19 protein-coding genes are annotated in these 26,175 nt (G+C 29.8%); 1 reads left to right on the plus strand and 18 read right to left on the minus strand.

What is annotated here, in order from left to right:
* Nucleotides 1-67 precede the first annotated feature (67 nt).
* The 18 genes from CLPA_RS10415 to CLPA_RS10500 all read right to left on the minus strand — a co-directional run bounded on the left by CLPA_RS10415 (nucleotide 68) and on the right by CLPA_RS10500 (nucleotide 23,302).
* Complete coding sequence (locus CLPA_RS10415) at nucleotides 68-1,735, minus strand: ribonuclease J (protein WP_003441978.1); 1,668 nt, start codon at nucleotides 1,733-1,735, stop codon at nucleotides 68-70.
* A 215-nt stretch (nucleotides 1,736-1,950) separates the two neighbouring features.
* Nucleotides 1,951-2,415: a Fur family transcriptional regulator gene (locus tag CLPA_RS10420; protein ID WP_003441975.1), complete on the minus strand. Its 465-nt coding sequence runs from the start codon at nucleotides 2,413-2,415 to the stop codon at nucleotides 1,951-1,953.
* A gap of 53 nt (nucleotides 2,416-2,468) precedes the next feature.
* Entirely contained in the window at nucleotides 2,469-2,735 is a 267-nt protein-coding gene (locus CLPA_RS10425) for a DUF1292 domain-containing protein (RefSeq protein ID WP_003441972.1), read from the minus strand.
* Between the two features lie 64 nt (nucleotides 2,736-2,799).
* A complete protein-coding gene (gene ruvX, locus CLPA_RS10430; protein ID WP_003441969.1) occupies nucleotides 2,800-3,207 on the minus strand; it encodes a Holliday junction resolvase RuvX in 408 nt (135 codons plus the stop codon).
* 57 nt (nucleotides 3,208-3,264) lie between these two features.
* Nucleotides 3,265-3,522, minus strand: a complete 258-nt coding sequence (locus tag CLPA_RS10435; protein WP_003441965.1) for an IreB family regulatory phosphoprotein — start codon at nucleotides 3,520-3,522, stop codon at nucleotides 3,265-3,267.
* A gap of 75 nt (nucleotides 3,523-3,597) precedes the next feature.
* The gene (gene alaS / locus CLPA_RS10440) at nucleotides 3,598-6,237 is read right to left on the minus strand and encodes an alanine--tRNA ligase (protein WP_003441963.1); all 2,640 of its coding nucleotides are present in this window, start codon (nucleotides 6,235-6,237) and stop codon (nucleotides 3,598-3,600) included.
* Between the two features lie 523 nt (nucleotides 6,238-6,760).
* Nucleotides 6,761-7,774: an AI-2E family transporter gene (locus CLPA_RS10445; protein ID WP_003441962.1), complete on the minus strand. Its 1,014-nt coding sequence runs from the start codon at nucleotides 7,772-7,774 to the stop codon at nucleotides 6,761-6,763.
* Nucleotides 7,758-8,267, minus strand: coding sequence for a PRC-barrel domain-containing protein (locus CLPA_RS10450; RefSeq protein WP_034830027.1), 510 nt, complete (start codon nucleotides 8,265-8,267; stop codon nucleotides 7,758-7,760). The genes CLPA_RS10445 and CLPA_RS10450 overlap by 17 nt, the downstream gene beginning before the upstream one ends.
* A 122-nt stretch (nucleotides 8,268-8,389) precedes the next feature.
* Complete coding sequence (ltrA, locus tag CLPA_RS10455; protein WP_003441957.1) at nucleotides 8,390-9,676, minus strand: group II intron reverse transcriptase/maturase; 1,287 nt, start codon at nucleotides 9,674-9,676, stop codon at nucleotides 8,390-8,392.
* A gap of 652 nt (nucleotides 9,677-10,328) precedes the next feature.
* Nucleotides 10,329-10,760: a Fe-S cluster assembly scaffold protein NifU gene (nifU, locus tag CLPA_RS10460; protein WP_003441955.1), complete on the minus strand. Its 432-nt coding sequence runs from the start codon at nucleotides 10,758-10,760 to the stop codon at nucleotides 10,329-10,331.
* 2 nt (nucleotides 10,761-10,762) lie between these two features.
* The gene (gene nifS, locus CLPA_RS10465) at nucleotides 10,763-11,956 is read right to left on the minus strand and encodes a cysteine desulfurase NifS (RefSeq protein ID WP_003441953.1); all 1,194 of its coding nucleotides are present in this window, start codon (nucleotides 11,954-11,956) and stop codon (nucleotides 10,763-10,765) included.
* The gene (locus CLPA_RS10470) at nucleotides 11,949-12,389 is read right to left on the minus strand and encodes an RrF2 family transcriptional regulator (protein WP_003441951.1); all 441 of its coding nucleotides are present in this window, start codon (nucleotides 12,387-12,389) and stop codon (nucleotides 11,949-11,951) included. Before CLPA_RS10470 ends, nifS begins: the two co-directional genes overlap by 8 nt.
* A gap of 357 nt (nucleotides 12,390-12,746) precedes the next feature.
* Nucleotides 12,747-14,177, minus strand: coding sequence for a glutamate synthase subunit beta (locus CLPA_RS10475; RefSeq protein WP_003441949.1), 1,431 nt, complete (start codon nucleotides 14,175-14,177; stop codon nucleotides 12,747-12,749).
* Nucleotides 14,178-14,189: 12 nt separating this feature from the next.
* On the minus strand, nucleotides 14,190-18,710 hold the full coding sequence (gene gltB / locus CLPA_RS10480) for a glutamate synthase large subunit (RefSeq protein ID WP_003441947.1): 4,521 nt from the start codon (nucleotides 18,708-18,710) through the stop codon (nucleotides 14,190-14,192).
* A gap of 411 nt (nucleotides 18,711-19,121) precedes the next feature.
* Nucleotides 19,122-21,491: an ATP-dependent DNA helicase gene (locus CLPA_RS10485; protein WP_003441944.1), complete on the minus strand. Its 2,370-nt coding sequence runs from the start codon at nucleotides 21,489-21,491 to the stop codon at nucleotides 19,122-19,124.
* A complete protein-coding gene (locus CLPA_RS10490) occupies nucleotides 21,469-22,749 on the minus strand; it encodes a replication-associated recombination protein A (RefSeq protein WP_034830024.1) in 1,281 nt (426 codons plus the stop codon). The genes CLPA_RS10485 and CLPA_RS10490 overlap by 23 nt, the downstream gene beginning before the upstream one ends.
* 30 nt (nucleotides 22,750-22,779) lie before the next feature.
* Nucleotides 22,780-22,989, minus strand: coding sequence for a hypothetical protein (locus CLPA_RS21165; RefSeq protein ID WP_034830023.1), 210 nt, complete (start codon nucleotides 22,987-22,989; stop codon nucleotides 22,780-22,782).
* A 109-nt stretch (nucleotides 22,990-23,098) separates the two neighbouring features.
* Nucleotides 23,099-23,302, minus strand: a complete 204-nt coding sequence (locus CLPA_RS10500) for a cold-shock protein (RefSeq protein ID WP_003441939.1) — start codon at nucleotides 23,300-23,302, stop codon at nucleotides 23,099-23,101.
* A gap of 366 nt (nucleotides 23,303-23,668) precedes the next feature.
* On the opposite strand from CLPA_RS10500, the gene CLPA_RS10505 reads away from it, so the two are divergent.
* Nucleotides 23,669-26,098, plus strand: a complete 2,430-nt coding sequence (locus CLPA_RS10505; RefSeq protein WP_003441937.1) for a glycogen/starch/alpha-glucan phosphorylase — start codon at nucleotides 23,669-23,671, stop codon at nucleotides 26,096-26,098.
* Nucleotides 26,099-26,175 lie beyond the last annotated feature (77 nt).

Here is a 26,175-nt window from a genome sequence, read left to right on the forward strand (position 1 = left end):
TACTTTCACCATATTTATTCTAATATTATGTTTATAAAAAGTCAACTTAAGAAAATAATTAAGTTGCTTATATCTCCATAATTATTGGCAATATCATTGGTCTTCTTTTTGTTTTTTCATATAAAAATAATCTTAAAGCATCTTTTATATTGGATTTTATTGTAGCCCATTCGGTTATATGATTTTCTTCACATTCCTTTAAAGCATTTTTGACAATTTCCCTTGCTTCATCCATAAGATCTTCAGATTCTCTTACATATACAAAACCTCTAGAAATAATGTCAGGTCCAGCTATGACACTGCCATTTTCTTTTTCAATTGTTACAACCACAGTTAAAATTCCATCCTGTGATAAGTGCTTTCTATCTCTTAAAACAATATTTCCTACATCACCAACTCCAAGACCATCTACAAATACCTGACCTGAAACTACATTGCCATTTTTCCTTATAGAACTTCTTGTGAGCTCAATTACATCTCCATTGTCTCCTATAAGTACATTTTTCTTTTGCATACCAAGCCTTACAGCGAGTTCAGCATGTTGTTTCAAATGTCTATATTCCCCATGAACTGGCATAAAAAATTTCGGTTTAATTAAAGTATGAATCAATTTTAATTCCTCTTGGCAGGCATGACCAGACACATGTACATCTGCTAAAGCTTCATAAATAACATCTGCACCTTTTTTAAACAATTGATTTATTACTCTTGAAACCAATTTTTCGTTTCCAGGTATTGGTGATGCTGAAATTACAACCATATCACCTTCAACAATGTTAACTTTTTTGTGTTCAGATGCTGCCATTCTTGTAAGGGCAGACATAGGCTCCCCTTGACTTCCAGTGGTTATTATTGTGATTTTGTCAGCAGGATATCTATTTATGGCATCTATACTTATTATTGTACCCTCATTAGCTGTCAAATATCCATATTCAATAGCAACTGCCAATATATTTTCCATACTTCTACCTGATACAGCTACTTTTCTATCAAATTTTTCTGCTGCTTCAATTACCTGTTGAATCCTGTGAATATTAGATGCAAAAGTAGCAACTATTATTCTTCCAGTAGCTTTAGCAAATATCTTTTGGAGTGTTTCTCCTACAGTACTTTCAGACATTGTATATCCTGGTCTTTCCACATTAGTACTGTCCGCAAGCATAAGTAAGACTCCTCTCTTACCTAATTCAGCAAATCTAGCAAAATCAGCAACACAACCATCAATCGGAGTATAGTCTATTTTAAAATCTCCAGTGTGTAAAACTACACCCATTGGAGTATGAATAGCTATTGCAGTTGAATCTGCTATGCTATGACTTGTTCTTATGAATTCAACTGACATACTGTCCAGTTTAATAATATCTCTTGGCTTAACACATACAAGCTTAACAATGCTTAAAAGACCGTGTTCTTTTAATTTCGTTTCAACTATACCTAAAGTTAATTTCGTTCCATAAACTGGAACATTTACTTGTTTTAAAACATATGGAAGTGCTCCAATATGATCCTCATGTCCATGAGTTAAAAATATTCCCTTTACTTTTTCAATATTCTTAACTAAATAGGTCACATCAGGAATAACTATATCTATTCCATACATTTCTTCATCGGGAAATTTTAATCCGCAATCAATTATTACTATTTCATTTTTATATTCTATGGCTGTTATATTTTTACCAATTTCATTTAAACCACCTAAAGGTATAATTTTAATTTTATCTCTTTCTCTACGCATAATTAATTCTACCCTCCTTTTCCAATTAGTCATATTTAAAGAAATAAAATATAACATACAAATATATTTTTATATTATATCTAATTATTAAAGTATTTAGACAAGCATTTAAACTTTTTAAATTTATCGATACAAAAATATATTATATATATAAATATCATTATTTCTTTTCCTATGCTTAATATTTATATAATAATTTATAAATATTTCTAAATTTATTTTAATTTACTAGATTTATTGCAATCACTGCATAATCCGTAAAATTTAACACTATGATTTTTTATTTTAAAAACATACTTTTCTTCAATAGTATTTTCTAAGGACTCTAATAAGTCTCCCTCTACTTCTATAACTTTTCCACAATTTATACAAATAAGATGATGATGCTGATGATTTTCATTTTCATGAATAAGCTCATACCTGCTGCAACCATCATTTAAATCAAGCTTACAAACTACATTTAACTCTTCAAGTAAAAGTACAGTTCTGTATACTGTAGCCAATCCAATTTCTGGGCAATCTACTTTTACTAATTCATAAATTTCTTCAGCCGTAAGATGCTGGCCTTCACTTTTTATTATAGTATCTAAAACGGCTCGTCTTTGAGGCGTTAATTTATAACCTTTTTCTTTTAGATTATTTTTTAATTTTTCTATTTCATCTATCGATAACTTAGGCACATAAATCCCCCATTTCATAAATAAAAAAGCCAAATTTACATATTAAAAGCTTTTTAATTTAATTCCCCTTCTGGGAACAAAGCTTCATAGGCTTCGCTTACCATGTTAAACTCTTCGTCATCTTCTATAGTATAAAGGATATCATTACCTTCTTCATCCTTATCTATTTTAAGCACAACGGCTTCAGAATTATCATCACCATTTTTAGGTGCAACTATTACATACTCATTTTTCTCAATATCCAATTTGGTTATAACTTCAAAATCTATTTCATTACCTTCTTCATCTAAAAGAGTAATATTTGTTACATCATTTTCCATAATCAATGTACCTCCATTTTATTACTATTTTAAGTATTACAATAGTCTTTGTCAAATTTTACTTTTACAAACTATCCAAATATCCTTGTAAAATATAAGTAGCAGCTATTTTGTCTACTATTTTTTTACGTTTTGATCTTGATAGATCTGCTTCCAACATAGCTTTGTGAGCTGCCACGGTAGTAAGTCTTTCATCCCACATTTTTATAGGTATATCTATTTTTTCTTTTAAAATTTCACAAAATTGTAAAACCTTTTCACTTTGTGGACCCATTGTACCATTCATATTTTTAGGCAGTCCTGAAATTATGGTCTCCACATTATATTGTTTACACAATTTTATTAATTCCTCTATATCTTTTTCTTCGTTTTTTCTTCTTATAGTAGTAATCCCTTGAGCGGTATAACCTAAAGGATCACTTACAGCAACACCTATGGTCCTATCACCTATATCTAATCCTAAAATCCTCATATCTAACTCCTTTTATTATGCCTAAAATAAAAATAAAAATGCCCATAACAGGCACTTTTATTTTACATTTAAATAAGATTTTAATACTTCTTCCAGTATCTCATCCCGCTCAAGTTTTCTTACAAGAGCACGTGCGCCATTATAATTTGTTATATATGTAGGATCTCCAGATATTATATATCCTACCAACTGATTTATAGGATTATATCCTTTTTCTTTTAAAGAATCATATACTTCACTTAGTATAGCCTTTGTTAAATCCTTTTTATTTTTTAATACATCAAATTGAATAGTATTATCATTGTTATTTCCCATCTAAACTTTCACTCCTTTGTGAAATGGTATAAAACTAGATATTTATATTATAAATCATATTTCAGCAAAAGTATACTATTTAACTAATTTTTCCATTATACTTTCAACTTTTTCTATTGCTTCCTCCAATTTTTCTGGTTTTTTACCTCCTGCCTGGGCCATATCTGGTCTTCCACCACCGCCTCCACCACAGATAGAAGCTACTTCTTTTATTATCTTACCGCAATTAATACCTTTTAGTACAGCATCTTTAGTTGCCATAGCTATTAATTGTACTTTCCCATTAATATCACTACCTAAAACAACTACACCTTCACCCATCTTATTTCTAGTTTTATCTGCTAAATCTCTCAATGAATTTATATCAACATCTTTTAAGGCCGCTGCTGCAAATTTTATCCCTTTAATTTCCTTAATAGATTTAATTATATCATTTTCAGAACCTGATGCCAATTTTGACTTTAATTTAATTATTTCTTTATCTTTCTCTCTCACTTCGTTTGTGACTATGTTTATCTTATTTAAAATATCTTTTTCTGCACACTTTAAATCTCTTTCAATATTCTTTATCAATTCAATTTTTTCATCTATACTTTTTAATGCCGTAAATCCAGTAACTGCTTCAATTCTTCTTATACCAGCAGCTACCCCCGATTCTGAAATTATCTTAAATAGACCTATTTCACCACTATTATTTACATGAGTTCCTCCGCATAATTCTTTGCTAAAATCACCTACGGATACAACCCTTACAGCATCGCCATATTTATCATCAAACAAAGCAACTGCCCCAGACTGCTTAGCTTCTTCTAAAGTCATCACATTAGTCTCTACCCCAAATGTTTCCATTATATTTTTATTTACAATAAACTCAACTCTTTTTATTTCTTCCTCAGTTAAAGATGTAAAATGTGTAAAATCAAATCTTAATCTTTCATCATCCACATAAGAGCCAGATTGATGTACATGTTCTCCCAGTACTATTCTAAGAGCTTTATGAAGCATATGAGTTGCAGTATGATTTTTTGATACACTGCTTCTTATATTTTTATCAACTTTTAGTGTTATTTCTTCACCAAGTTTTAATATACCTCTTTCTATATTTATAAAATGAATAATTTTATTTGAAATATTTTTCTTACAATCAGTAACTATACCTTCAAAATTATCTCCAAAGATTATTCCTTTATCTCCTATTTGACCTCCCATTTCACTATAAAATGGAGTTTCCTCAGTAACTAAAATACCACTATCTCCTTCTGATAATTCATTCACAAATTCTTCTCCTAAAATTAATAAATTAACTTTAGATGGCAATTCTAAATTGGAATAACCTTTAAATTCAGTCTTTATATCATACGGTATTTTATCTAAAATACCATTATTTACTCCCATATAATTTGATTCTTCCCTTGCAGATCTTGCTCTTTCCCTTTGCTCTTGCATTTCTTTATTGAATTCATCTATATCAATTTTTATGTCTTTATCTTCAAGTATTTCCTCAGTAAGCTCCAGTGGGAATCCATAAGTATCATACAATCTAAAGGCTTTTTCTCCTGACAGAATATTTGAATTTTCCTTCTTAAGCTCTAATATGTACTCATTTAAAATATCCATACCACTATCTATAGTTTCTGCAAATCTTTCTTCTTCAAGTTTTATTATCTTTTTTATATAATCTTTCTTTTCTTTTAGTTCAGGATAGGCCTTAAAGGATTTTTCAATAACAACATCACATAATCTGCCTAGGAAAGCACCATTTATGCCTAAAAGCTTTCCATGTCTTGAAGCCCTTCTTAAAAGCCTTCTAAGCACATATCCTCTACCTTCATTTGACGGAAGTATATCATCACTAATCATAAAAGTTGTACTTCTAATATGATCCGTTATAATTCTTATAGAAATATCGTTATGTTCATTTTCTCCATATACTTTTTGTGATATATTACATACCTCATCAAGTACTTTTCTTATAGTATCAACTTCAAATATACTAAATTTATTTTGCATTATACCAGCTATTCTCTCAAGTCCCATTCCTGTATCTATATTAGGATTTGGAAGTTTATTGTAATTTCCTTCTTCATCTTTATCAAATTGTGTAAATACAAGATTCCAAAATTCTACAATTCTATCTTCATCAGCAGCTTTAACGAATTCATCCACAGAAGTTACTACGCCTTCTCCTCTATCATAGTGAATCTCTGAACAAGGTCCACAAGGCCCCTTACCTATCTCCCAAAAATTATCCTCTTTTCCAAGCCTAAATATACGTTTTGGATCTACTCCAGCTTTTTCAGTCCAAATTTTAAAAGCCTCATCGTCATCTAAGTATATTGTAACATATAATCTTTCTTTTGGAAGTTTTAATATTTCAGTTATAAACTCCCAGGCCCACGGAATAACTTCTTCCTTAAAATAATCTCCAAAAGAAAAATTCCCTAGCATCTCAAAAAAAGTTCCATGCCTTGAAGTCTTACCTACATTTTCTATATCTCCAGTTCTAACACATTTTTGACAAGTAGTAACTCTTGTACTTGGAGGAACCTGCAATCCTGTAAAATATGGCTTTAAAGGTGCCATACCTGCATTTATAATAAGTAATCCTTTATCATTCTTTGGTACTAGTGAAAAACTAGGTAACCTTAAATGACCTTTACTCTCAAAAAAACTTAAATATGCTTCTCTTATTTCATTTAATCCCATTTTTTCCATGCTTATTTCCTCCTGTGATAATATAAAAATACAAAATCTTAACAAGTAAAATTCATTGATAATTCTTTATTCTAGATAATAATTACATATAATAAAAAGCTTCCAATCCCTGAAAATTCAAGGGACGAAAGCTATATTTCCGCGGTACCACCCTAATTACACATAATAGTGTCACTTACGACATATAAAAAAATTACATCAATATCCTCATATCATAATAAGATAGACAAATATAACTAAAGCTTCTTACTTTAATATAAAGATCCGACCTTATACTGCAATATAATTTACTCTATTGACTCATTATCTATTTAAATATGTCTAAATATAGTTCAAAGACAGCTTCGATAAATTGACTAAGAAGTTTTCACCAGCCACTTCCTCTCTTTGTATATCAAAAATATCTACTATTTCTCATCATCACTTTAAATTATTAGTCATTTACGATTATATTTAAAATTATCCATTATGTCAATATTAATTGAATAAGGTATTTAAGTAAATTCATTTTTTACATATAAAATTAATATAAATAATAATTTAAATCCTCGTATATTACCTTTAAAATTACACAAATAGGAATTATAAGTATCATACCTATAATACCTCCAAACTTTTCACCAATTAGTAAAAGTAGAATCACTAAAAGGGGATGTATATCTACTGACTCACCAGTAATTTTAGGACATATTATATTCCCCTCTATAAGCTGAAGTACATAAAGTCCTATAACCGTCCACAATGCTTGTTTAGGTGATTCCATAAGTGCTACTATTATTGCTGGTACAGCACCAAAGACAGGTCCAAAATAAGGTACTATATTAAATATTCCATTGAGCATAGATAAAATTATAGGATAATCAACTTTTAAAAAAAATAATACTATAAACGTAAGTATGCTTATTAAAAAAGATAATATAAATTGGGCAATTATATATCTGCTTAAGTTTTTATCTATATCATCTAATGTCCTTCTAATAGTATTTCTCCATTTTGCATTAAATAGAATTAAAAACTTATTTTTTATATTTTTACTATCTGATAAGAAGTAATATGAAATTACAGGTATAACAGCAATTGCTAAAATATTTTGACCTATTTTTATACTTAATTCTATTAAATTATTTGCAAGCCCTCTTATTATATGCTCAATTTTATTATATAGCATAAAAAAAGCCTTATTACCAGATGAGCTATTTCTCATAAATTTTATCTTTTCATTGATAATATTAATATAATTAAAAATTTCTCTATTTGTTTGATTTATATTACTGCCTTCCTTAATTATAGCAGGTATAAGAAATAATACTAATCCTATTATTAGTGAACATAAGCCAATCAATAAAATGATAGATGCAAATTTTCTCTTCATACCCTTTTCTACTAAATAATCATTAAAAGGTTTTAATATATATGCAATTATAAAACTTGTAAATACTATATAGAATATGTTTCTTATCATTTCGCTATAATAAAATATGTATGCTATTATGCATATCATTATAAAAATTATTATATATTTAAGTTTTTTTTTCATTTTCACCATCTTCTAGATTTAATTTATGAAAAACAGTTACAAAATTAAATTTTTTATTTTTATCTATATGTAATATATTTCTATCCCCAATTATATAATCTCTTTGTAAAATTACTTTTTTACCTTCTTTAAAATTACATAAAATTCCTCGAGATATTATCAATCCTTTAATCTTAAAATTTGAGATTTGAAATATTATTTCCTCAACTATACCTTCTACATTTCCCGAATTATCGATTACATCTAGTCCTCTTATATTATTAAATTTAAGATAGTTATCTTTACTTAGTTTTTTTACAATCATATATTTATTAAAAGAAACTATATCTTTTACTAAGACAGTTGAAACGCTTTTTAAAAGACTCATTCCAGAAACTACAAATCCCTTTACACTATTTTCATTCATATCTATAATTAAATCTCTTATAAAACCTAATTTTTTTCCCTGTAAATCATAGACATACATCCACATAAAATCTTTTCTTCTATACATACAATGTCGAGTAGACAACTCGACTTTCACCTCTCTTTCATTAAAGTGAGGGCTAGTCTATTGCCCCTCACAGAACCCAACGTGCCCTACTAAGGCATTAGGCTCTTCATATATTCCTTACATTACAACCAAATATTTGCATAAATTTTAGGTTCTGATATGGGGTGTTTCTTAAGAAGATACTGATAGCGAGCCCAACTAAGATAGGCTCTTTGGCTTCTTCGTGTAATCACCTTATACAGTGCAACTTTTACAAATCTATAGAAATTCAGTAATCCTCGATAGTTGCCTGATATTCCATAATAAGCATAATGTCCTTTTATCTTTCGGTTTAGAAGCTTTATTGTGTCTGATGGTTTCCCATGTATGTTGCTTTTCAGCCATTCCTTTACCTTTAGTTTCTTGGCTTTCAGCTTCTTTCTACTGGTTCTGTGTTGAAGTCTATATTTACCTGTTCTTGTCTTACCATTTATATGCGTAAAACCTAGAAAGTCAAAGGTATCTGTTTTGCCGTCCTTACTATTTTGAGTAGCAAATCTTCCAAAAGGAATAATTTTGCTTTTATCACTTGCAAGTTCAAGTCCAAACTTCTTAAGTCTTCCTATCAGAGATTTATAGAAGCTTTCCGCTTCTTTCTTATACTGAAAGAAGCATACACAATCATCTGCATAACGCACAATATATGCATCACCTTTGCAATGTTTCTTTACTACAATACCAAACCACATATCCAATACATAGTGGAGATACACATTAGCGCAAACAGGTGATATTAAGCCGCCTTGCGGCGTTCCCTTGTCGCTTTCATAAAATTTCATATCTTCTATAATACCAGCTTTTAGAAACCTTTTAGTATAGCGTAGAAAGTTCTTGTCCTGGATATCATGTTCTAGAAATTTTATTAACCATTCATGATCTACATTATCAAAGAATCCTTTAATATCGGCATCCACAATAAAGTTAATTCTCTTAGTCATGATTATTTGATTTACTTCTCTAATTGCATCGTGACAACTTTTACCTTCCCTAAACCCATAAGAGAAATCATAAAATTTATTTTCATAGATTTGGTCAAGTATCTTCCTCATTACTCCTTGAACAAGCTTATCTTCATATGATGGAATTCCAAGAGGTCTAAGCTTATCACTACCTGCTTTAGGAATGTACGTCCGTCTAACTGCCTGTGGTTTATAACTAAAATTCTTCATTCTTGCTAGTAGATTATCTATATTTTCTTCTAGCTGTTCTCCATAGGTTTCCTTGTTTACTCCGTCAATTCCCATAGCCTTTCCACTTGTCTGTTTTATGTGTTCCATAATCAAACTTTCTTTGTTGACATAGTGCATTATGGTCTGTACTTTATTATGCTTTTCTGCTTGTAATGCTATTTCTTCAAACGCATTTGCCATTGTCTTCTGCCACCTCCAGTGTGACCAATGTTTTATTTTCAAAACGGCTTATATGTTTGCCCCTTTCCTCCACTTTCGTTACAAGCTTCTTCGGTACTATGAGCAAATCCGACTCCTTGCATACCATTTCTATCACCTTGGATGAAATGCTCCTTGTGTAACAAATACCCTAACGGGAATATGCAAGGTCTCACAGGTATGCCATGTGTAACTATCTTATGCTCGCCGTGCTCTAAGACCCCGATGGAACCTACTTGTTCTTGCCCTTTACGACCAAGTATTATTGCCTGCTACCGAGGTGAAGGTATCGGCTTCCATTCTATATAAACTAACGAGATTCAATCACTTCACGCTTTCGCATTACGGCTCGCATAGTTTCTTACCTACGCTTAAACCTAGCCTCACGGCTTCGGCTCCAAGGCTGGATAACGGCGGTTGGCTAGACCTTACCGTGTCGGCTTCTCACCAACTATACACCTGGCACCGAACTGTCGCACCACCTAAAGATATTATAACCATCAATATATTCTTTAATACAAAATAAGCTGCTTTAAAAATAATTATTATTTTTAAAGCAGCTTTTAAATTTGAATTTTAATAATCAATGCTATAATATCTGTATTTTAATCTTAAATTATATATATCTAGTTATTTAATTGCCATGAACATGTTCATGTATACACTCTGAATGAGTCTTCATTTCCCATGCTTCAAGTCCTACACTCTCTCTATAGTTATTTATAGCCTTATGAATAGCTTCTTCTGCTAAAACTGAACAATGCATCTTTACTGGTGGAAGACCATCTAGTGCTTCTGCTACAGCTTTGTTAGTAAGATTCCAAGCCTCTTCAATACTTTTTCCCTTTATAAGTTCTGTTGCCATACTTGAAGAAGCTATAGCTGATCCACATCCAAAAGTTTTAAATTTTACATCTTTAATTATATTATCTTTTACTTCTATATAGATTTTCATTATATCTCCACATTGTGGATTTCCAACTTCACCAATACCATTAGCATTTTCTATTTCTCCAACATTTCTAGGATTTCTGAAATGATCCATTACTTTATCACTATATATCATAATTATCTTTCCCCTTTCTCTTTTAAGAAATCTTCCCAAAGTGGTGACATTTCTCTTCTTTTTCTTATTATTTCTGGTAATACTTCTAATACATAATCTACATCTTCTTCTGTACTCTTTGCTCCTAGAGTTAATCTAAGAGATCCATGAGCAGTTTCATGTGGCAATCCTATAGCTAAAAGTACGTGAGATGGATCTAAAGAAGCTGATGCACAAGCACTACCAGTAGAAGCGTATATACCATCAAAATCTAAATCAAGTAGTAAAGTTTCTCCTTCTATACCAATAAAACTAAAATCTGAATTTCCTGGTAGTCTTCTATTGTCGCTAGGGCCATTTAATTTTGTATAAGGTATTTTTTCCATTATTCTCTTTACCAATTTATTTCTTAAATTATTAAGTCTTTGTGATTCTTCTTCAAGCTCTGATGTAGCAAGTTCTATAGCTTTTCCTATGCCAACAATACCAGCAATGTTCTCTGTACTTGCTCTTCTTCCCCTTTCCTGTCCTCCGCCATGTATTAAATTTTCTATTTTTATACCACGCCTTATATATAAAGCACCTATACCCTTTGGTCCATAGAATTTATGTCCAGCTAAAGACAATAAATCTATATTCATATCTTTTACATCAACTTTTACGTGACCAATTGCCTGTACTGCATCTGTATGAAATAATATTTTCTTTTCTCTACAAATTTCTCCAATTTCTTTTATAGGTTCAATTGTACCTATTTCATTATTGGCAAACATAACAGATACTAATATAGTCTTTTCTGTTATGGCATTCTTTAAATCTTCTACTTTTACAAATCCTTCTTCATCTACAGGAAGATAAGTGATTTCAAAACCATTTTTTTCTAAAAATTTAGCAGTATGTAAAATAGCATGATGTTCAATCTGTGTAGTAATTATGTGATTTCCTTTATTCCTATGTGCAAGGGCTATACCTTTTAATGCCCAGTTATCTGCTTCTGATCCACCTCCAGTAAAATATATTTCATCTTTTTCAGCATTTATAGCTTTAGCTACTCTTTCTCTTGCAATATTAATAGCTTTTTTTGTGTTGTCTGAAAAAGTGTATAAAGAAGATGGATTACCAAATTCCTCTGTAAAATAAGGCAACATTTCCTCTAAAACTTCTGACCTTGTGTAAGTAGTAGCTGCATAATCCATATAAACTCTTTTTTCACTCATGTATATCCTCTCCTTTAAGCTGTATACTCTTATAATCGTCAACCATATCCTGTAATGTTATGGACCTGGTAACATTGTCTATACTTTCCTTAAGCTTGGCCCATAGAAGTCTTGTAGCACAACAGCTACTGTTACTGCAAACTCCATCTTCTTCAATACACTCTGAAATTTCTATAGGCCCTTCAAGTATATCTAAAATTTGATTAACACTTATTTCTCTAGGATTTTTGTTTAAAACATAACCACCTTGTGCTCCTCTAATACTTTTTATTAAATCACCTTTCCTAAGAGCTGAGAATAATTGTTCTAAATAATATTCGGAAATACTCTGTCTTTCAGAAATACTTTTAATTGAAACAGGTGCTTTTCCATAGTTTATAGCTAAGTCAACCATGGCTTTCACACCATATCTTCCTTTAGTTGAAAGCTTCATTAGCTCACTTCCTTTATGATTATGACCCATTAATTTTAAACTTGAGTATTTTACTAAACTTTATGTCATTATAATATCAAACCAGAGTAAAACTGTCAACAATAATTTTATATAATTTAAAACTTATCTTAAATAAATTTTAAATTATATCAGCAATATTTTAATAAATTATCAAATCAATCTATTAATTGATATATTTTTGCATAGAATTATAAAACAATATATCATTTTATGCTATAGACATTATTTAAAATCAATCACCTAATTTTCTCATAATAATAAATAAATATTTTATTCAATTTAAGCAAAAATAAAAAAGCAAGGTATGCATACATTATGTATACATACCTTTATATACTAACCTCTTAATAGGCTCTCACCCATCAAATATTCGTCAACAGCTTTAGCTGCCTGTCTTCCATCATTTATAGCCCAAACTACAAGTGATTGACCCCTTCTCATATCTCCAGCTGTAAATACTCCTTTTACACTAGTCATATGATTCTCGTCTGCAGCAATATTACCTCTATTATCCAGCTTTAAATTTAAAGTATCTATAATACCTTCATGTTGAGGATGTACAAATCCCATTGCCAATAATACTAAATCTACTTTTTTGGTAAACTTAGAACCTGGAACCTCTGTAGGAACAAATCTTCCAGAGGCATCCTTACCCCATTTAACTTTTATTCCTTCTATAGCTGTAACTTTTCCATTTTCTCCAATAAATTTCTTAGTTTCAATACACCATTCTCTAATAGATCCTTCTTCATGAGAAGTAGATGTTTTTAATGTTTTAGGATATAATGGCCATGGCATTGTTTCATCTCTTTCTTCAGGAGGTTTTGGCATTATTTCAAATTGATATACATTTTTAGCTCCTTCTCTAATAGAAGTACCAATACAGTCAGAACCAGTATCTCCTCCACCTATAACTAAAACATTTTTATCTTTTACATCTATAGGCTCTACATCATCACCAGCTACTTTTTTATTTATATAAGTTAAAAAGTCAACAGCAAAATATATACCATCAAGTTCTCTTCCCTCTATTGGCAAATCCCTTGGAATTGTAGATCCACCACAAAGAACTACTGCATTAAAGCTTTCCTTAATATCTTTTATATCATAATTCTTTCCTATATCTGCATTGGTTTTAAATATAATTCCTTCTTCTTTCATTAGACTTACTCTTCTATCAATAACTTCTTTCTCTAACTTAAAATCTGGAATACCATATCTTAGAAGTCCACCTATTCTGTCATGTCTTTCAAATACAGTAACGGTATGTCCTACAGAGTTTAATTCAGCAGCCACAGCAAGTCCAGATGGACCTGACCCTACTACAGCTACATTTTTTCCTGTTCTAACTTTTGGTGGATTAGGCTTTATTAAATTTTCCTTAAAAGCTTTTTCAATAATACCAAGTTCTAGTTCCTTTATTGCTACAGGATCAGAATTTACCCCTAACGTACAAGCACCTTCGCAAAGAGCTGGACAAACTCTACCTGTAAATTCAGGAAAATTACTTGTTAAATATAATCTTTTAAAAGCAGATTCAAAATCATTATTATATACCATATCATTAAAATCCGGCATTAAATTGCCAAGCGGACAGCCCCATGAACAGAAAGGAGTTCCACATTCCATACATCTAGCACCTTGTTCTTTTAATTCTTCTTCTTTCATTGGAAGATAAATTTGTTTATAATCTTTTATTCTATCTTTAACGGGACGTTTTTTTGCCGTCTTTCTTTTATACTCTTTAAAACCAGTTGTTTTTCCCATATCATTTCACTCCTATGCTCTCAAAGCGGAAATTTCTTTATTTTTCTCTAGCAAAATTTTCTTATAAGCAGTTGGTATGATCTTTTTTAATTTCTTCTGTGCTTTATCCCAATTTTTAATTAAGCTAGCTGCTTTTAAACTTTGAGTGTATTTTTCGTGTTCTGCAATCATTGCATGGACTTTCTCTATATCATCTTCATCTAATTCATCAATATCTACAGAAGCATTTACAATATTGCTTCTCAATGAATCCTCTTCATCAAGTACATAAGCTATTCCACCACTCATTCCAGCAGCAAAATTTCTTCCAATTTTACCGATAACAAGCACAGTTCCACCAGTCATATATTCACAGCAATGATCGCCAACACCTTCTACTACTGCTAAAGCACCACTATTCCTTACTGCAAATCTTTCTCCTACCAATCCATTTACGAACAATTTCCCTTCAGTTGCTCCATAGAGAATAGTATTACCTGCTATTACATTCTCATCTTGCTTATAACTTGCATTAGCTGGTGTCTTAATTATTATATTAGCTCCTGAAAGACCTTTACCAACATAATCATTTGCCTCACCTTCAAGATTAAGTGTCAATCCATGTGCACCAAAGGCACCAAAACTTTGTCCAGCAGATCCTTTGAAGTTAAACTGTATTGTATTTTCTGGTAAGCCTTTATTTCCATATAGTTTTGCAATTTTTCCACTAATCATAGCCCCAACGGTTCTATCTGTATTCTTTATTTCAAAATTAGCAACTACTTTACTTCCATTATTTAAAGCATCTTGAGCTATTTTTATTAATTTATAGTCCATAGAGTTTTCAATTCCATGATCTTGTTTCTTTACACAATATGGCTTTATTCTACTTGGCATATCAGGTTTATATAATACTTTAGAAAGATCTATTCCTTTTGCCTTCCAATGGCTGCTTTCATCTTTAACTTCTATTTTATCAACTCTTCCTACCATTTCGTTCATAGTCCTGAATCCAAGTTTTGCCATATATTCTCTAACTTCCATTGCAATAAATGTCAGGAAGTTCACTATGTGTTCTGGTTTTCCTCTAAAATTCTTTCTTAATTCTGGATCCTGAGTTGCAATTCCCATCTCACAAGTATTTAAATGACAATTTCTAAGCATTGTACATCCGAGTACTACTAGTAATGTTGTTGCAAATACAAATTCTTCTGCACCTAAAAGAGTTGCTACCACTATATCTCTACCAGTTTTTAACTGTCCATCAGTTTGAAGAACTACCCTGCTTCTTAAATCATTTAGTAAAAGTACCTGTTGTGCTTCTGAAAGACCAAGTTCCCAAGGTATACCTGCATGTTTAATAGATGACACTGGTGAAGCACCTGTACCTCCATCATGACCACTTACAAGTATTGCATCTGCATGAGCCTTTGCAACTCCTGCTGCTACTGTACCAACACCCACTTCTGATACTAATTTTACATTTATTCTAGCTTCAGGATTTGTAGATTTCAAATCATAAATAAGCTGTGCTAAATCCTCAATTGAATATATATCATGATGAGGTGGTGGTGATATTAAATCTATTCCCGGTGTTGAATGTCTAACTCTAGCTATAGCTTCATCAACTTTTCTGCCTGGTAATTGTCCACCTTCTCCAGGTTTTGCTCCTTGAGCCATTTTTATTTGTAATTCATCTGCATTAACTAAATATTCTGCATTAACACCAAATCTAGCTGAAGCAATTTGTTTTATAGCACTTCTCTTCCAATCTCCATTAGGTGATTTTTTATATCTTATCGGATCTTCTCCACCTTCACCGCTATTGCTTTTCCCGCCTATTCTATTCATAGCAATTGCTATAGCCTCATGAGCTTCTTTACTTATTGAGCCGAAAGACATAGCTCCTGCACAGAATCTCTTTAGTATTTCACTTACTGGTTCTACTTCTTCTATTGGAATTGAATTGTCTTCTTTAAATTTAAACATCCCTCTAATAGTACATAAATTTTTGTCTTGATTATTTATAAGCCCAGCATATTCTTTATATAATTTATAATCATTATTTCTTGTAGAAACTTGAAGTTTGTATATGGATTCTGGATTAAATAAATGGAATTCTCCATTTTTTCTCCATGCATAATTTCCACCTACATCCAGTTCCGAAACTGGTTTTCTTATCTTATTGAAAGCATTTTTATGTCTTATTAGGACTTCTTCTGCTAATGTTTCTATTCCTATGCCTTCTATCCTTGAAGGTGTTCCCTCAAAATATTTATCTACAAAATCACTCTTAAGTCCTATAGCCTCAAATATTTGTGCACCGTGATAACTTCTCAATGTTGATATACCCATTTTAGATAAAATTTTAAGTAATCCATGATTTACTGCATATATATAATTATCTACAGCTTTTTCATAAGATATATCTTTTATTTCTCCATCGTTCACCATAGCTTTTATAGATTGATAAGCTATATATGGATTAACCGCTGTTGCTCCATATCCTAAAAGAAGAGCTGCATGCATAGTCTCTCTTGCTTCACCAGTTTCTACTATAATAGAAACCTTAGTACGAGTTTTTTCTCTAATCAAATGATGGTGAACTGCAGATACTGCCAAAAGACTTGGTATTGCAGCCTCATATGAATTACTTGATTTATCGCTTAAAACTAATATATTGTAGCCCTTATTTACTGCATCAGAAGCTCTTTCACAAATCTTTTCCAAAGCTGCTTTAAATCCATCTATACCTGTATCATACTTAAATGTAATTGGTATAGTTATAGCCTTAAAGTCATTATTATTTAACACCTTTATTTTTGACATTTCTAAATCTGTAAGAATAGGTGACTGTATTTCTATAAAAGGATTGTTATAAAGTTCTTTATTTAGTATATTTCCCTGTGATCCTATATAGTTTATAAGTGAAGTTACAAGTTCTTCTCTTATTGGATCTATTGGAGGATTTGTAACTTGTGCAAATAACTGTTTAAAGTAAGCAAACAATACTTGTGGCTTATTGGATAAAACTGCAAGTGGAGTATCATTACCCATAGATCCAAGAGGTTCTTTAGCTGTAGATGCCATACCTTTTAAAATTATTTTTAAGTCCTCTAGGGTGTATCCAAAGGCCTGTTGTCTTTCCTTTAATATCTCTGGTATTATCTGTGAATCTTCTTCAAATCCATTTAAATCATCTAAATCAAATTTATATTTTGATATAGCTTCTTTATAAGGTTTATCAGAACAAATAGATTTTTTAATTTCTTCATCACTGATAATTTTACCTTTACTTGTATCGATCAAGAATATTTTTCCTGGCTCTAATTTTCCCTTTTCAAGTATATCTTCTGTTGCAAAATCCAAAACCCCTGCTTCTGAAGAAAGAACTACTGTTCCACTTTTTGTTATTACATATCTAGCTGGTCTCAATCCATTTCTATCAAGAACCGCTCCAACCTGTACTCCATCAGTAAAAGTAACAGCAGCTGGCCCATCCCAAGGCTCTATAAGAGAACCATAATATTCATAAAAAGCTCTTTTATCCTCATTCATTTCTTTATTTTCTTCCCAAGCTTCTGGTATAAGCATCATCATTGCCTGGGCAGGTGTTCTTCCATCCATAACCAAAAGTTCAAAAACATTATCTAATGAAGCAGAATCACTTCCCGCAGGATTTATAATTGGGAATAATTTACTTATATTTTTGCCAAAAACCTTTGATTCCAAAACTCCTTCTCTTGCATGCATCCAATTTCTATTACCTCTTATAGTATTTATTTCACCATTATGGGCTAAATATCTAAAAGGTTGTGCCAAATCCCAAGTAGGGAAAGTATTTGTACTAAATCTCTGGTGAACCAAAGCAAAAGCACTTGTAAAATTTATATCATTTAAATCCATGTAATAATTTGTAATTTGATCTGGAAGAAGCAAACCTTTATATATAATTTTTTTACTGGACAGACTACAAACATAAAAATAATTTGATCCATTATCTAATAGTCTTTTTACTTCACTTTCAGCTCTTTTTCGAATTATATATAATTTTTTTTCAAACTCATCTTTATTTGCACATTTATTTCCTATAAATATTTGTTTTATTACAGGTTCCGATCCCTTTGCAGTTCTTCCTATAACTCTGCCATCAGTCGGCACATTTCTCCATCCAAGAAATTCCTGACCCTCTTCCTGTATTACTCTCTCTACTATTCCTTCACATTGATGAGTTAAGGTTGTTTCTTTAGGTAAAAAAATCATACCTACTCCGTAGTCACCTTCTTCCGGTAACACTACTCCGAGATTATCACATGCTATTTTAAAGAATTCATGCGGTATTTGAAACATTATACCAGCACCATCACCAGTTTTAACATCGGATCCAACACCACCTCTGTGAGTTAAATTCACCAATATTTCTATACCCTTTTTTATAATATCATGGGTTTTTTCACCCTTTATATTTGCTACAAACCCTATACCACAATTATCTTTTTCAAATTGTGAATCATATAGTCCTTGGTTTTCTGGATAACCAATTTTTACGTTCATTATTTTTAGCCCCCCTGAAATTTAAAATTATACTGATATATTATATTTTTTATCAATATATATCAATAAAAATTTCTTCCAAATTTATATATTATATATATTTATTTTAGTGAACCTGTGTATTATATATTATAATTGTATTTTTGACGCTTTTCAACTGAAAACTTGCATTTTTACTTATTATTATTTTTTTATTGAAAAATTAATCATTTTAAATTTTTAAATATATACATTTGATAGAATAATTATAAATAATTTAAATTTATTTTATTACCATTTTAATACACATATTGTATTTATAATACTACTTGCCATAAAAAATTAATGAATATATATAATTTTTGTAAAATTTATTTTTTTAATAAAAAATTTATATATGAAATATATATTGTTGAAATATTCACAATCAAATTATTCTTTATACCAAAATTCTCTAATAACATTATTTAAGTTTTTGGTTATATTATTTATATTTATTATGCTGGCCCATTCTGCTGGTAATAGTTTCTTGTAGGTATTTTCAGAATACCTTTCATCTATTAATACAATAATACCTTTGTCACTTTCAGTCCTTATTACTCTTCCTGCAGATTGCAAAACTTTATTTATGCCTGGATAAACATAAGAATATAAAAAACCATTTCTTTTATTTTCATTAAAATATTCTTTAATCAAATTTCTTTCTAAAGATATCTTAGGGAGTCCTACTCCAACAATAATAGCACCAATTAATTTTTCTCCAGCTAAATCAATTCCTTCACTAAAAACTCCTCCCATTACCGCAAATCCAATTAATGTTTCTTCATTCTTTTCAGAAAAAAGTCGGAGAAAACTGTTTTTTTCATCTTCATTCATACTATTCTTCTGACAAATTACATTAATTTTACTATATCTTTCACAAAATATATCAAAAACACTTTTCATATACACATATGAAGGAAAAAACACAAAATAGTTTCCTTTTCTTTCAGTTATGCATCTATATATTATAGAAATTATATTTTTATAGCTATATTTTCTGTTAATATATTTGGTAGATACACTATCATCTAATAAGAGACATAAATTTTCTCTTTTAAAAGGGGATGGCAAATTAATCCTATAAGAATCTTTATCTCCTCCCAATAAATATATAAAGTAATTCATGGGAGTTAAAGTAGCTGAAAAAAACACAACAGCTTTTGCCTTTTTTATACAGTTTCCTATTACTTCTGAAGTATCAATACAAAAAATCTTTAGTAATACTTCATCCTTAAGTTTCTGTCTATAAGTAACATATTTATCATTATAAATTTCATAAGCTCTTATAAAAGAATTAAAAGTAAAATAAATTTCTAATATATCTTCTTTAATAACACTCTTTTCATTTGCTGCTAAAAATTTTTCTACCTGATATATAAAACTTTTTAATAAAGGAATTATTTCCTTTGGAGAAGTTTTTTCTACTTCTATCTCTAAATTGTTTTTTTCGCATTTTTCTCTTTCTTGTATAAAATATGAGTTTATTTTATTTAAACTTTTATAAAGTAAAGAAGATATACCCTTACATTTATTTTTTAAACTTAAAATATCTTTTTTATACAGCTCTGCTGAATACATATCTCTTGCTCTATCTACTAAATTATGAGCCTCATCTACAAGGAGACAATAATCCCCTCCTTCTTCTGAAAAAAATCTTCTTAAGTAAACTTTAGGATCAAAAATATAATTGTAATCACAAACAACACAATCACACCAATCTGTCAGATCTAAAGATAATTCGAAAGGACAAACTCTATATTTACTACTATATTTTTCTATTACTTCTCTAGTAATTATATTTTCATTCAGTATATCTTTTAAAGCATTATTTACTCTGTCAAAATGTCCCTTAGCGTAATCGCATAAATCTGGATTACAATTTCTTTCTTCATTAAAACATATTTTATCCTTTGCTGTAATCCATACAACTTTAAATTCAAGACCTTTTTTATTTAATAGAGTAAAGGCCTTTTCTACTTCTTTACCCGTAATATTTTTAGATGTTGCATAAAATATTTTTGATATAATTCCTTCACCCAGAGCTTTACACGCAGGAAAAATAGTTGACATGGTCTTTCCTATACCTGTAGGTGCTTTTATAAATATTTTTTTATTTTCTTTAATTGAAGTATATACAGCAACAGCCAACTTCCTTTGACCCAGTCTGTATTCTCCATAGGGAAACAATATTCTTTTTATAGATGAATCTCTTACTTCTATCCAATTTTTTTGCAGTTTTGCCCAATATATATATTTATCAATAATACCCATAAAAAACTTTTCTAATTCTTCTATACTGTAAGATTTAAGTAAATATTTTATTGCACCAGAATCCATTTGATAATAAGTTAATCTCGTATCAATAGTATTTAAATTTTTATTCACACAATAGAAATAAGCATAACATTTGACTTGAGCCCAATGCATATCATTATAATCTTCATTTATGTTATCTAAATCATTAGTAGTAGTTTTAATTTCATCAATTATAATATTCTTTTCACCTATGATAACCCCATCTATTCTCCCGTTTATTTCCAAGGAAATATTATCCTTGAGAATAATATAAGAAATACTCACTTCAGAATTATAATTATCTCCAGAACTGTTTTGTATTTTTTGATGTATTTTAATTGCATCTATATTTCTACTTCCACCACTAAAAGTAAATATTAAGTCTCCAGATCTTAAAACAAATTCAATTAAATCTCTTACTGATACTTTTATATTAGTAATACTACTCATATTTATAATTTTCATTATCTATATAGTAATTTTTGTGCTCCATTTCCTCTGGGAAATATTTTTGTTCAACATAATGTCCTGGATAGTCATGTGGATATTTATAATCAACTCCATTGCCAAAATTCTTTGCACCTCTATAGTGTGCATCTCTTAAATATATAGGCACTCTATACTGATATTTTTCAGCATCCTCAAAAGCTTTATTTACAGCAACAATCACAGAGTTGTTTTTAGGTGCTTTTGATATATATATTATAGCTTCTGCAATAGGTATTCTGGCTTCTGGCATACCTATTGTTTCAAGAGCATTCCAAGCAGCATGAGCTATTATCATTGCTTTTGGATCTGCCATTCCTACATCTTCAGAGGCATGTACTATTATTCTTCTTACAATAAATCTTGGATCTTCACCACCAATAATCATCCTTCCAAACCAGTACAGAGCCGCATCAGCATCTGATCCTCTCATACTTTTTATAAAAGCAGAAGCCATATCATAGTGATTTTCTCCAGCTTTATCATAATTTATAATTTTCTTTTGAGTACATTCCTGTATTATTTCTTTAGTTATATTAATTATACCTTTTTCATCTTTGCAGGTGGACAAAACAGCTAATTCCAGTGTATTAATAGCAGATCTTGCATCTCCTCCTGACAACTCCGCTATATAATATAGAGATTTTTCTTCTATATTTATTTTTATTTCTCCATAGCCTCTCTCTTTATCCTTTAAAACATTATTTAATATTTTGAATATATCTTCATTATTAAGTCCTTCCAATTGAAATATCTTGGATCTGCTTAAAAGGGCATTATTTATCTCAAAATATGGATTTTCCGTAGTTGCACCAATTAATATAACTATGCCTCTTTCAACAGCATTTAACAGTACATCCTGCTGAGCTCCTCTTTTTAGTCCATGAATTTCATCTATAAAAAATATAGTTCTTTTACCATAAAATTTTAATGCTTCTTCAGCTTTATTTATATATTCTTTAATATCCTTTACACTAATAGTAGCAGCATTGAGTTTTATAAATTCACATTTAGTTTCCTTAGAAATTATTAATGCCAAAGTAGTCTTTCCAACTCCTGGAGCCCCATATAATATTATAGAAGTCAAATTATCTAACTCTATAAGTCTTCTTAAAATTTTCCCTTTACCTACTATTTTATTTTGGCCATAAAATTCATCTAAATTTCTAGGCCTCATTCTTTCTGCTAATGGTTTATTACTTTTATTATTTTCCATAGCCATTGTAAATAAATCCAAAGCGTTCCTGATTCTATTACAAAGTTTATTTTAATAAGCTTTATAAATTTCTATATACTGTATTAAAATCAGGATTTTCACCTCTTCTTTCTTTTTAATATTTTCTTTCCTATTTTTGCTGATCAATACTTTTTCAATTATGAACAATAATTTATTCCATACATAAAAAGCTAGTTTATCAATAAAGAGTAAAGCTGCAGCAAAATTTTTATATTTATAAAAACATCTTACCACTTTCATTTAAAAATTAATATATTTATAATTAAAAACTCCATTAAATAATTGTATACATACTTATAAACTACTCTATTATACAATTTATTTAATGAAGTGCTAATTTCTATTAATCTTATAACTTTTGTACGTTTGATGCCTGTAGCCCTTTAGGTCCATCCACTACATCAAATTTTACTTCCTGCCCCTGATCTAAGTTCTTTTTCTTTCCTTCTTCTTTTATAGCAGAATAGTGAACAAATACATCATCTTCTCCTTCTACAGAAATAAAACCAAAACCTTTTTCATCATTAAACCATTTAACCGTTCCCTGTTTCATCTGGTCGACCTCCATATATTATTATTATATAAACATATTATTATCAATAATCTATTTTAAAATTCATATTTTATATATTTATTATTTCATGATATATTGACTATATAATCCAAAAGATGTAATATTTACTTATGATATTTTAACTATTAAATTATTTCTATAAACTTGTATTATTATTCAATCCTACATTTTTCAAATATCTATAAGCATAATTTATTCATTTATTTATAAACTTTTATTCATTAATTTATATCCCTAAATAACTCAAAATAAATTTCATAAATAAGAAGTAAAGATTATATAGTTAATAATTTATTATTGTGTATTTGAAAAAATATGGATATTAAATTTATCAGGAGGAATAACATGGATTTAACGAAAGACCTCATCAAAAATGACTTTAAAAAGAAGCTCATGAACCTTTATTCTGAAGATATCACCGAATCTTCAAAACTACATTTATATTTAGCTCTCGGTTCTCTAGTAAGAGAATATGCATCTGAAAAATGGATGAAAACTAATGAACAATACTATAAAAAACAAGTAAAACAAGTTTATTATTTTTCAATGGAATTTCTAATAGGAAGATTACTTGGAAGTAATCTTTTAAATCTAGGTATAACGGATTTATGCAGAGAAGCCCTTAAAGATTTGGGAATAAACCTTTCAGAGCTTGAAGAAATTGAAAACGATGCAGGTCTTGGTAATGGAGGTTTAGGCAGACTTGCAGCATGTTTTCTTGACTCCATGGCTTCTCTTGAGATTCCAGGTCATGGATGTGGTATAAGGTATGATTATGGACTATTTGAACAAAAAATAATAAATGGATATCAAGTTGAAATTCCTGACAACTGGTTAAGGCAAGGTAATGTTTGGGAAGTTAGAAAGGAAGATAAAGCTGTCATAGTAAAATTTGGCGGTACAGTTATTCCTGCTTTTGAAAATGACAGACTCTCCTTTAAACATGAAAATTATGAAGCTGTTCTTGCAGTTCCTTATGACACTCCTGTTATTGGATATAATAATAACACCGTAAATACTTTGAGACTGTGGAGTGCTCAAACCATAGACAAAGATTTTGATTTAGATTCTTTCAGTAAAGGTGAATATAGTAAAGCAGTAGAGCATAAATACTCAATTGAATCTATTTCTCAGGTACTTTATCCTGATGATACTAGGATTGAGGGAAAAATATTACGTTTAAAACAGCAGTACTTCTTCGTAAGTGCTGGTATTCAAAGTATTATTAGAAGATTTAAAAAAAATAAACTACCTATTAGTTTATTTAATGAGTATATATCAATTCACATAAATGATACTCATCCTTCCGTAGCTGTTGCAGAATTAATGAGAATACTAGTAGATGAAGAAAATTTATCTTGGGAAGATGCTTGGCATATAACCACTAATACTATTGCATACACTAATCATACTATACTAAGTGAAGCATTAGAAAAATGGCCTATTGACTTATTTAAAAAACTTTTGCCAAGAATATTTATGATAATTGAAGAAATTAATAGAAGATTTTGTAATGAAGTACGAGAAAAATATAAAGATGAAAAAAAAGTCTATGATATGTCAATTATAGCTGATGGTAATGTAAAAATGGCCTATTTAGCAATAGTTGGAAGTCATTCAGTAAATGGAGTGGCCAAACTTCATACAGAAATATTAAAAAATAAGGAACTTGCAAACTTTGCAAATTTCTATCCTCTTAAATTTAATAATAAAACTAATGGAATTACTCATAGAAGGTGGTTAATGGAGGCTAATCCTAAATTATCTAATCTTATTACTGAAACCATAGGAAGTGATTGGATAGCTACTCCTAATAACCTCATTAAACTTTTAGCTTTTTCTAAAGATAAAAGTTTTCAAGATAATGTACACAGAATTAAGCAAAATAATAAAATAAACTTTGCAAAGTACGTAAAAGATAAATATGGCATTGCCATTGACACAGATTCTATTTACGATATACAGGTAAAGAGGCTTCATTCCTATAAAAGACAGGTATTAAATATATTTAATATCTTAGATTTATATTATAGATTAAAAGAAAACCCAAATTTAGATATTATACCAAGAACTTTTTTCTTTGGTGCAAAAGCTGCTCCTGGATATTATTTAGCTAAACAGACAATAAAATTAATAAATACTGTAGCCAATAAAATTAATAATGATAATAGTATAAACGAAAAGATAAAAGTGCTTTTTCTTGAAAATTATTCTGTTTCCCTGGCTGAAAAAATTATACCTTGTGCGGATGTAAGTGAACAGATATCCACTACTACTAAAGAAGCTTCAGGTACAAGTAATATGAAATTTATGATGAATGGAGCAGTTACTATAGCTACCTTAGATGGAGCTAATGTAGAAATTTATGATGCTGTAGGCAGTGATAATATAGTGATATTCGGTATGAAAAAAGATGAAGTTTTAGCCTATGAAAAAAACAAAAATTACCATTCCTATGATTTATATAATTCTGATCCAAGGCTAAAAAGAATATTAGATAATCTAGTAAATGGTTCTCTTGGCGTAATTAATTCAGAATTTAGTGATATACACAAATATTTGCTGGCTAATAATGATGAATATTTTGTGCTAAAAGATTTTGCCGATTATGTAAGAGCTCAAAATAGAATAGATCAACTATATAGAAACAAATCTAAATGGCGTGAAATGTGTGTATACAATATTGCTCATTCTGGAATTTTTTCCAGTGATAATACTATAAAACAATACTCTAAGGAAATATGGAATGCAAAAGGCATACATGTAGATATTTAAATTTAAAAATCTGTGCTACAATGTATGATTTGTAACACAGATTTTTAAATTTAAATTATTAAATAAACTCTTTTTAA

Origin of the sequence: Clostridium pasteurianum DSM 525 = ATCC 6013 (assembly GCF_000807255.1) — a bacterium.
GTDB classification, from domain to species: Bacteria; Bacillota; Clostridia; order Clostridiales; family Clostridiaceae; genus Clostridium_I; species Clostridium_I pasteurianum.

Coding starts and splice junctions, on each gene's coding strand:
- nifS (WP_003441953.1), bottom strand. CDS start 11,956: ATGAGTGAAAAAAGAGTTTATATGGATTATGCAGCTACTACTTACACA.
- alaS (WP_003441963.1), bottom strand. CDS start 6,237: ATGGAAAAAATGGGATTAAATGAAATAAGAGAAGCATATTTAAGTTTT.
- CLPA_RS10470 (WP_003441951.1), bottom strand. CDS start 12,389: ATGAAGCTTTCAACTAAAGGAAGATATGGTGTGAAAGCCATGGTTGAC.
- CLPA_RS10445 (WP_003441962.1), bottom strand. CDS start 7,774: ATGAAAAAAAAACTTAAATATATAATAATTTTTATAATGATATGCATA.
- ltrA (WP_003441957.1), bottom strand. CDS start 9,676: ATGGCAAATGCGTTTGAAGAAATAGCATTACAAGCAGAAAAGCATAAT.
- CLPA_RS10435 (WP_003441965.1), bottom strand. CDS start 3,522: ATGGGAAATAACAATGATAATACTATTCAATTTGATGTATTAAAAAAT.
- CLPA_RS10415 (WP_003441978.1), bottom strand. CDS start 1,735: ATGCGTAGAGAAAGAGATAAAATTAAAATTATACCTTTAGGTGGTTTA.
- nifU (WP_003441955.1), bottom strand. CDS start 10,760: ATGATATATAGTGATAAAGTAATGGATCATTTCAGAAATCCTAGAAAT.
- CLPA_RS10485 (WP_003441944.1), bottom strand. CDS start 21,491: ATGAAAATTATAAATATGAGTAGTATTACTAATATAAAAGTATCAGTA.
- CLPA_RS10450 (WP_034830027.1), bottom strand. CDS start 8,267: ATGTATAGAAGAAAAGATTTTATGTGGATGTATGTCTATGATTTACAG.
- CLPA_RS10505 (WP_003441937.1), top strand. CDS start 23,669: ATGGATTTAACGAAAGACCTCATCAAAAATGACTTTAAAAAGAAGCTC.
- CLPA_RS10425 (WP_003441972.1), bottom strand. CDS start 2,735: ATGGAAAATGATGTAACAAATATTACTCTTTTAGATGAAGAAGGTAAT.
- CLPA_RS10475 (WP_003441949.1), bottom strand. CDS start 14,177: ATGGGAAAAACAACTGGTTTTAAAGAGTATAAAAGAAAGACGGCAAAA.
- gltB (WP_003441947.1), bottom strand. CDS start 18,710: ATGAACGTAAAAATTGGTTATCCAGAAAACCAAGGACTATATGATTCA.
- CLPA_RS21165 (WP_034830023.1), bottom strand. CDS start 22,989: ATGAAAGTGGTAAGATGTTTTTATAAATATAAAAATTTTGCTGCAGCT.
- ruvX (WP_003441969.1), bottom strand. CDS start 3,207: ATGAGGATTTTAGGATTAGATATAGGTGATAGGACCATAGGTGTTGCT.
- CLPA_RS10500 (WP_003441939.1), bottom strand. CDS start 23,302: ATGAAACAGGGAACGGTTAAATGGTTTAATGATGAAAAAGGTTTTGGT.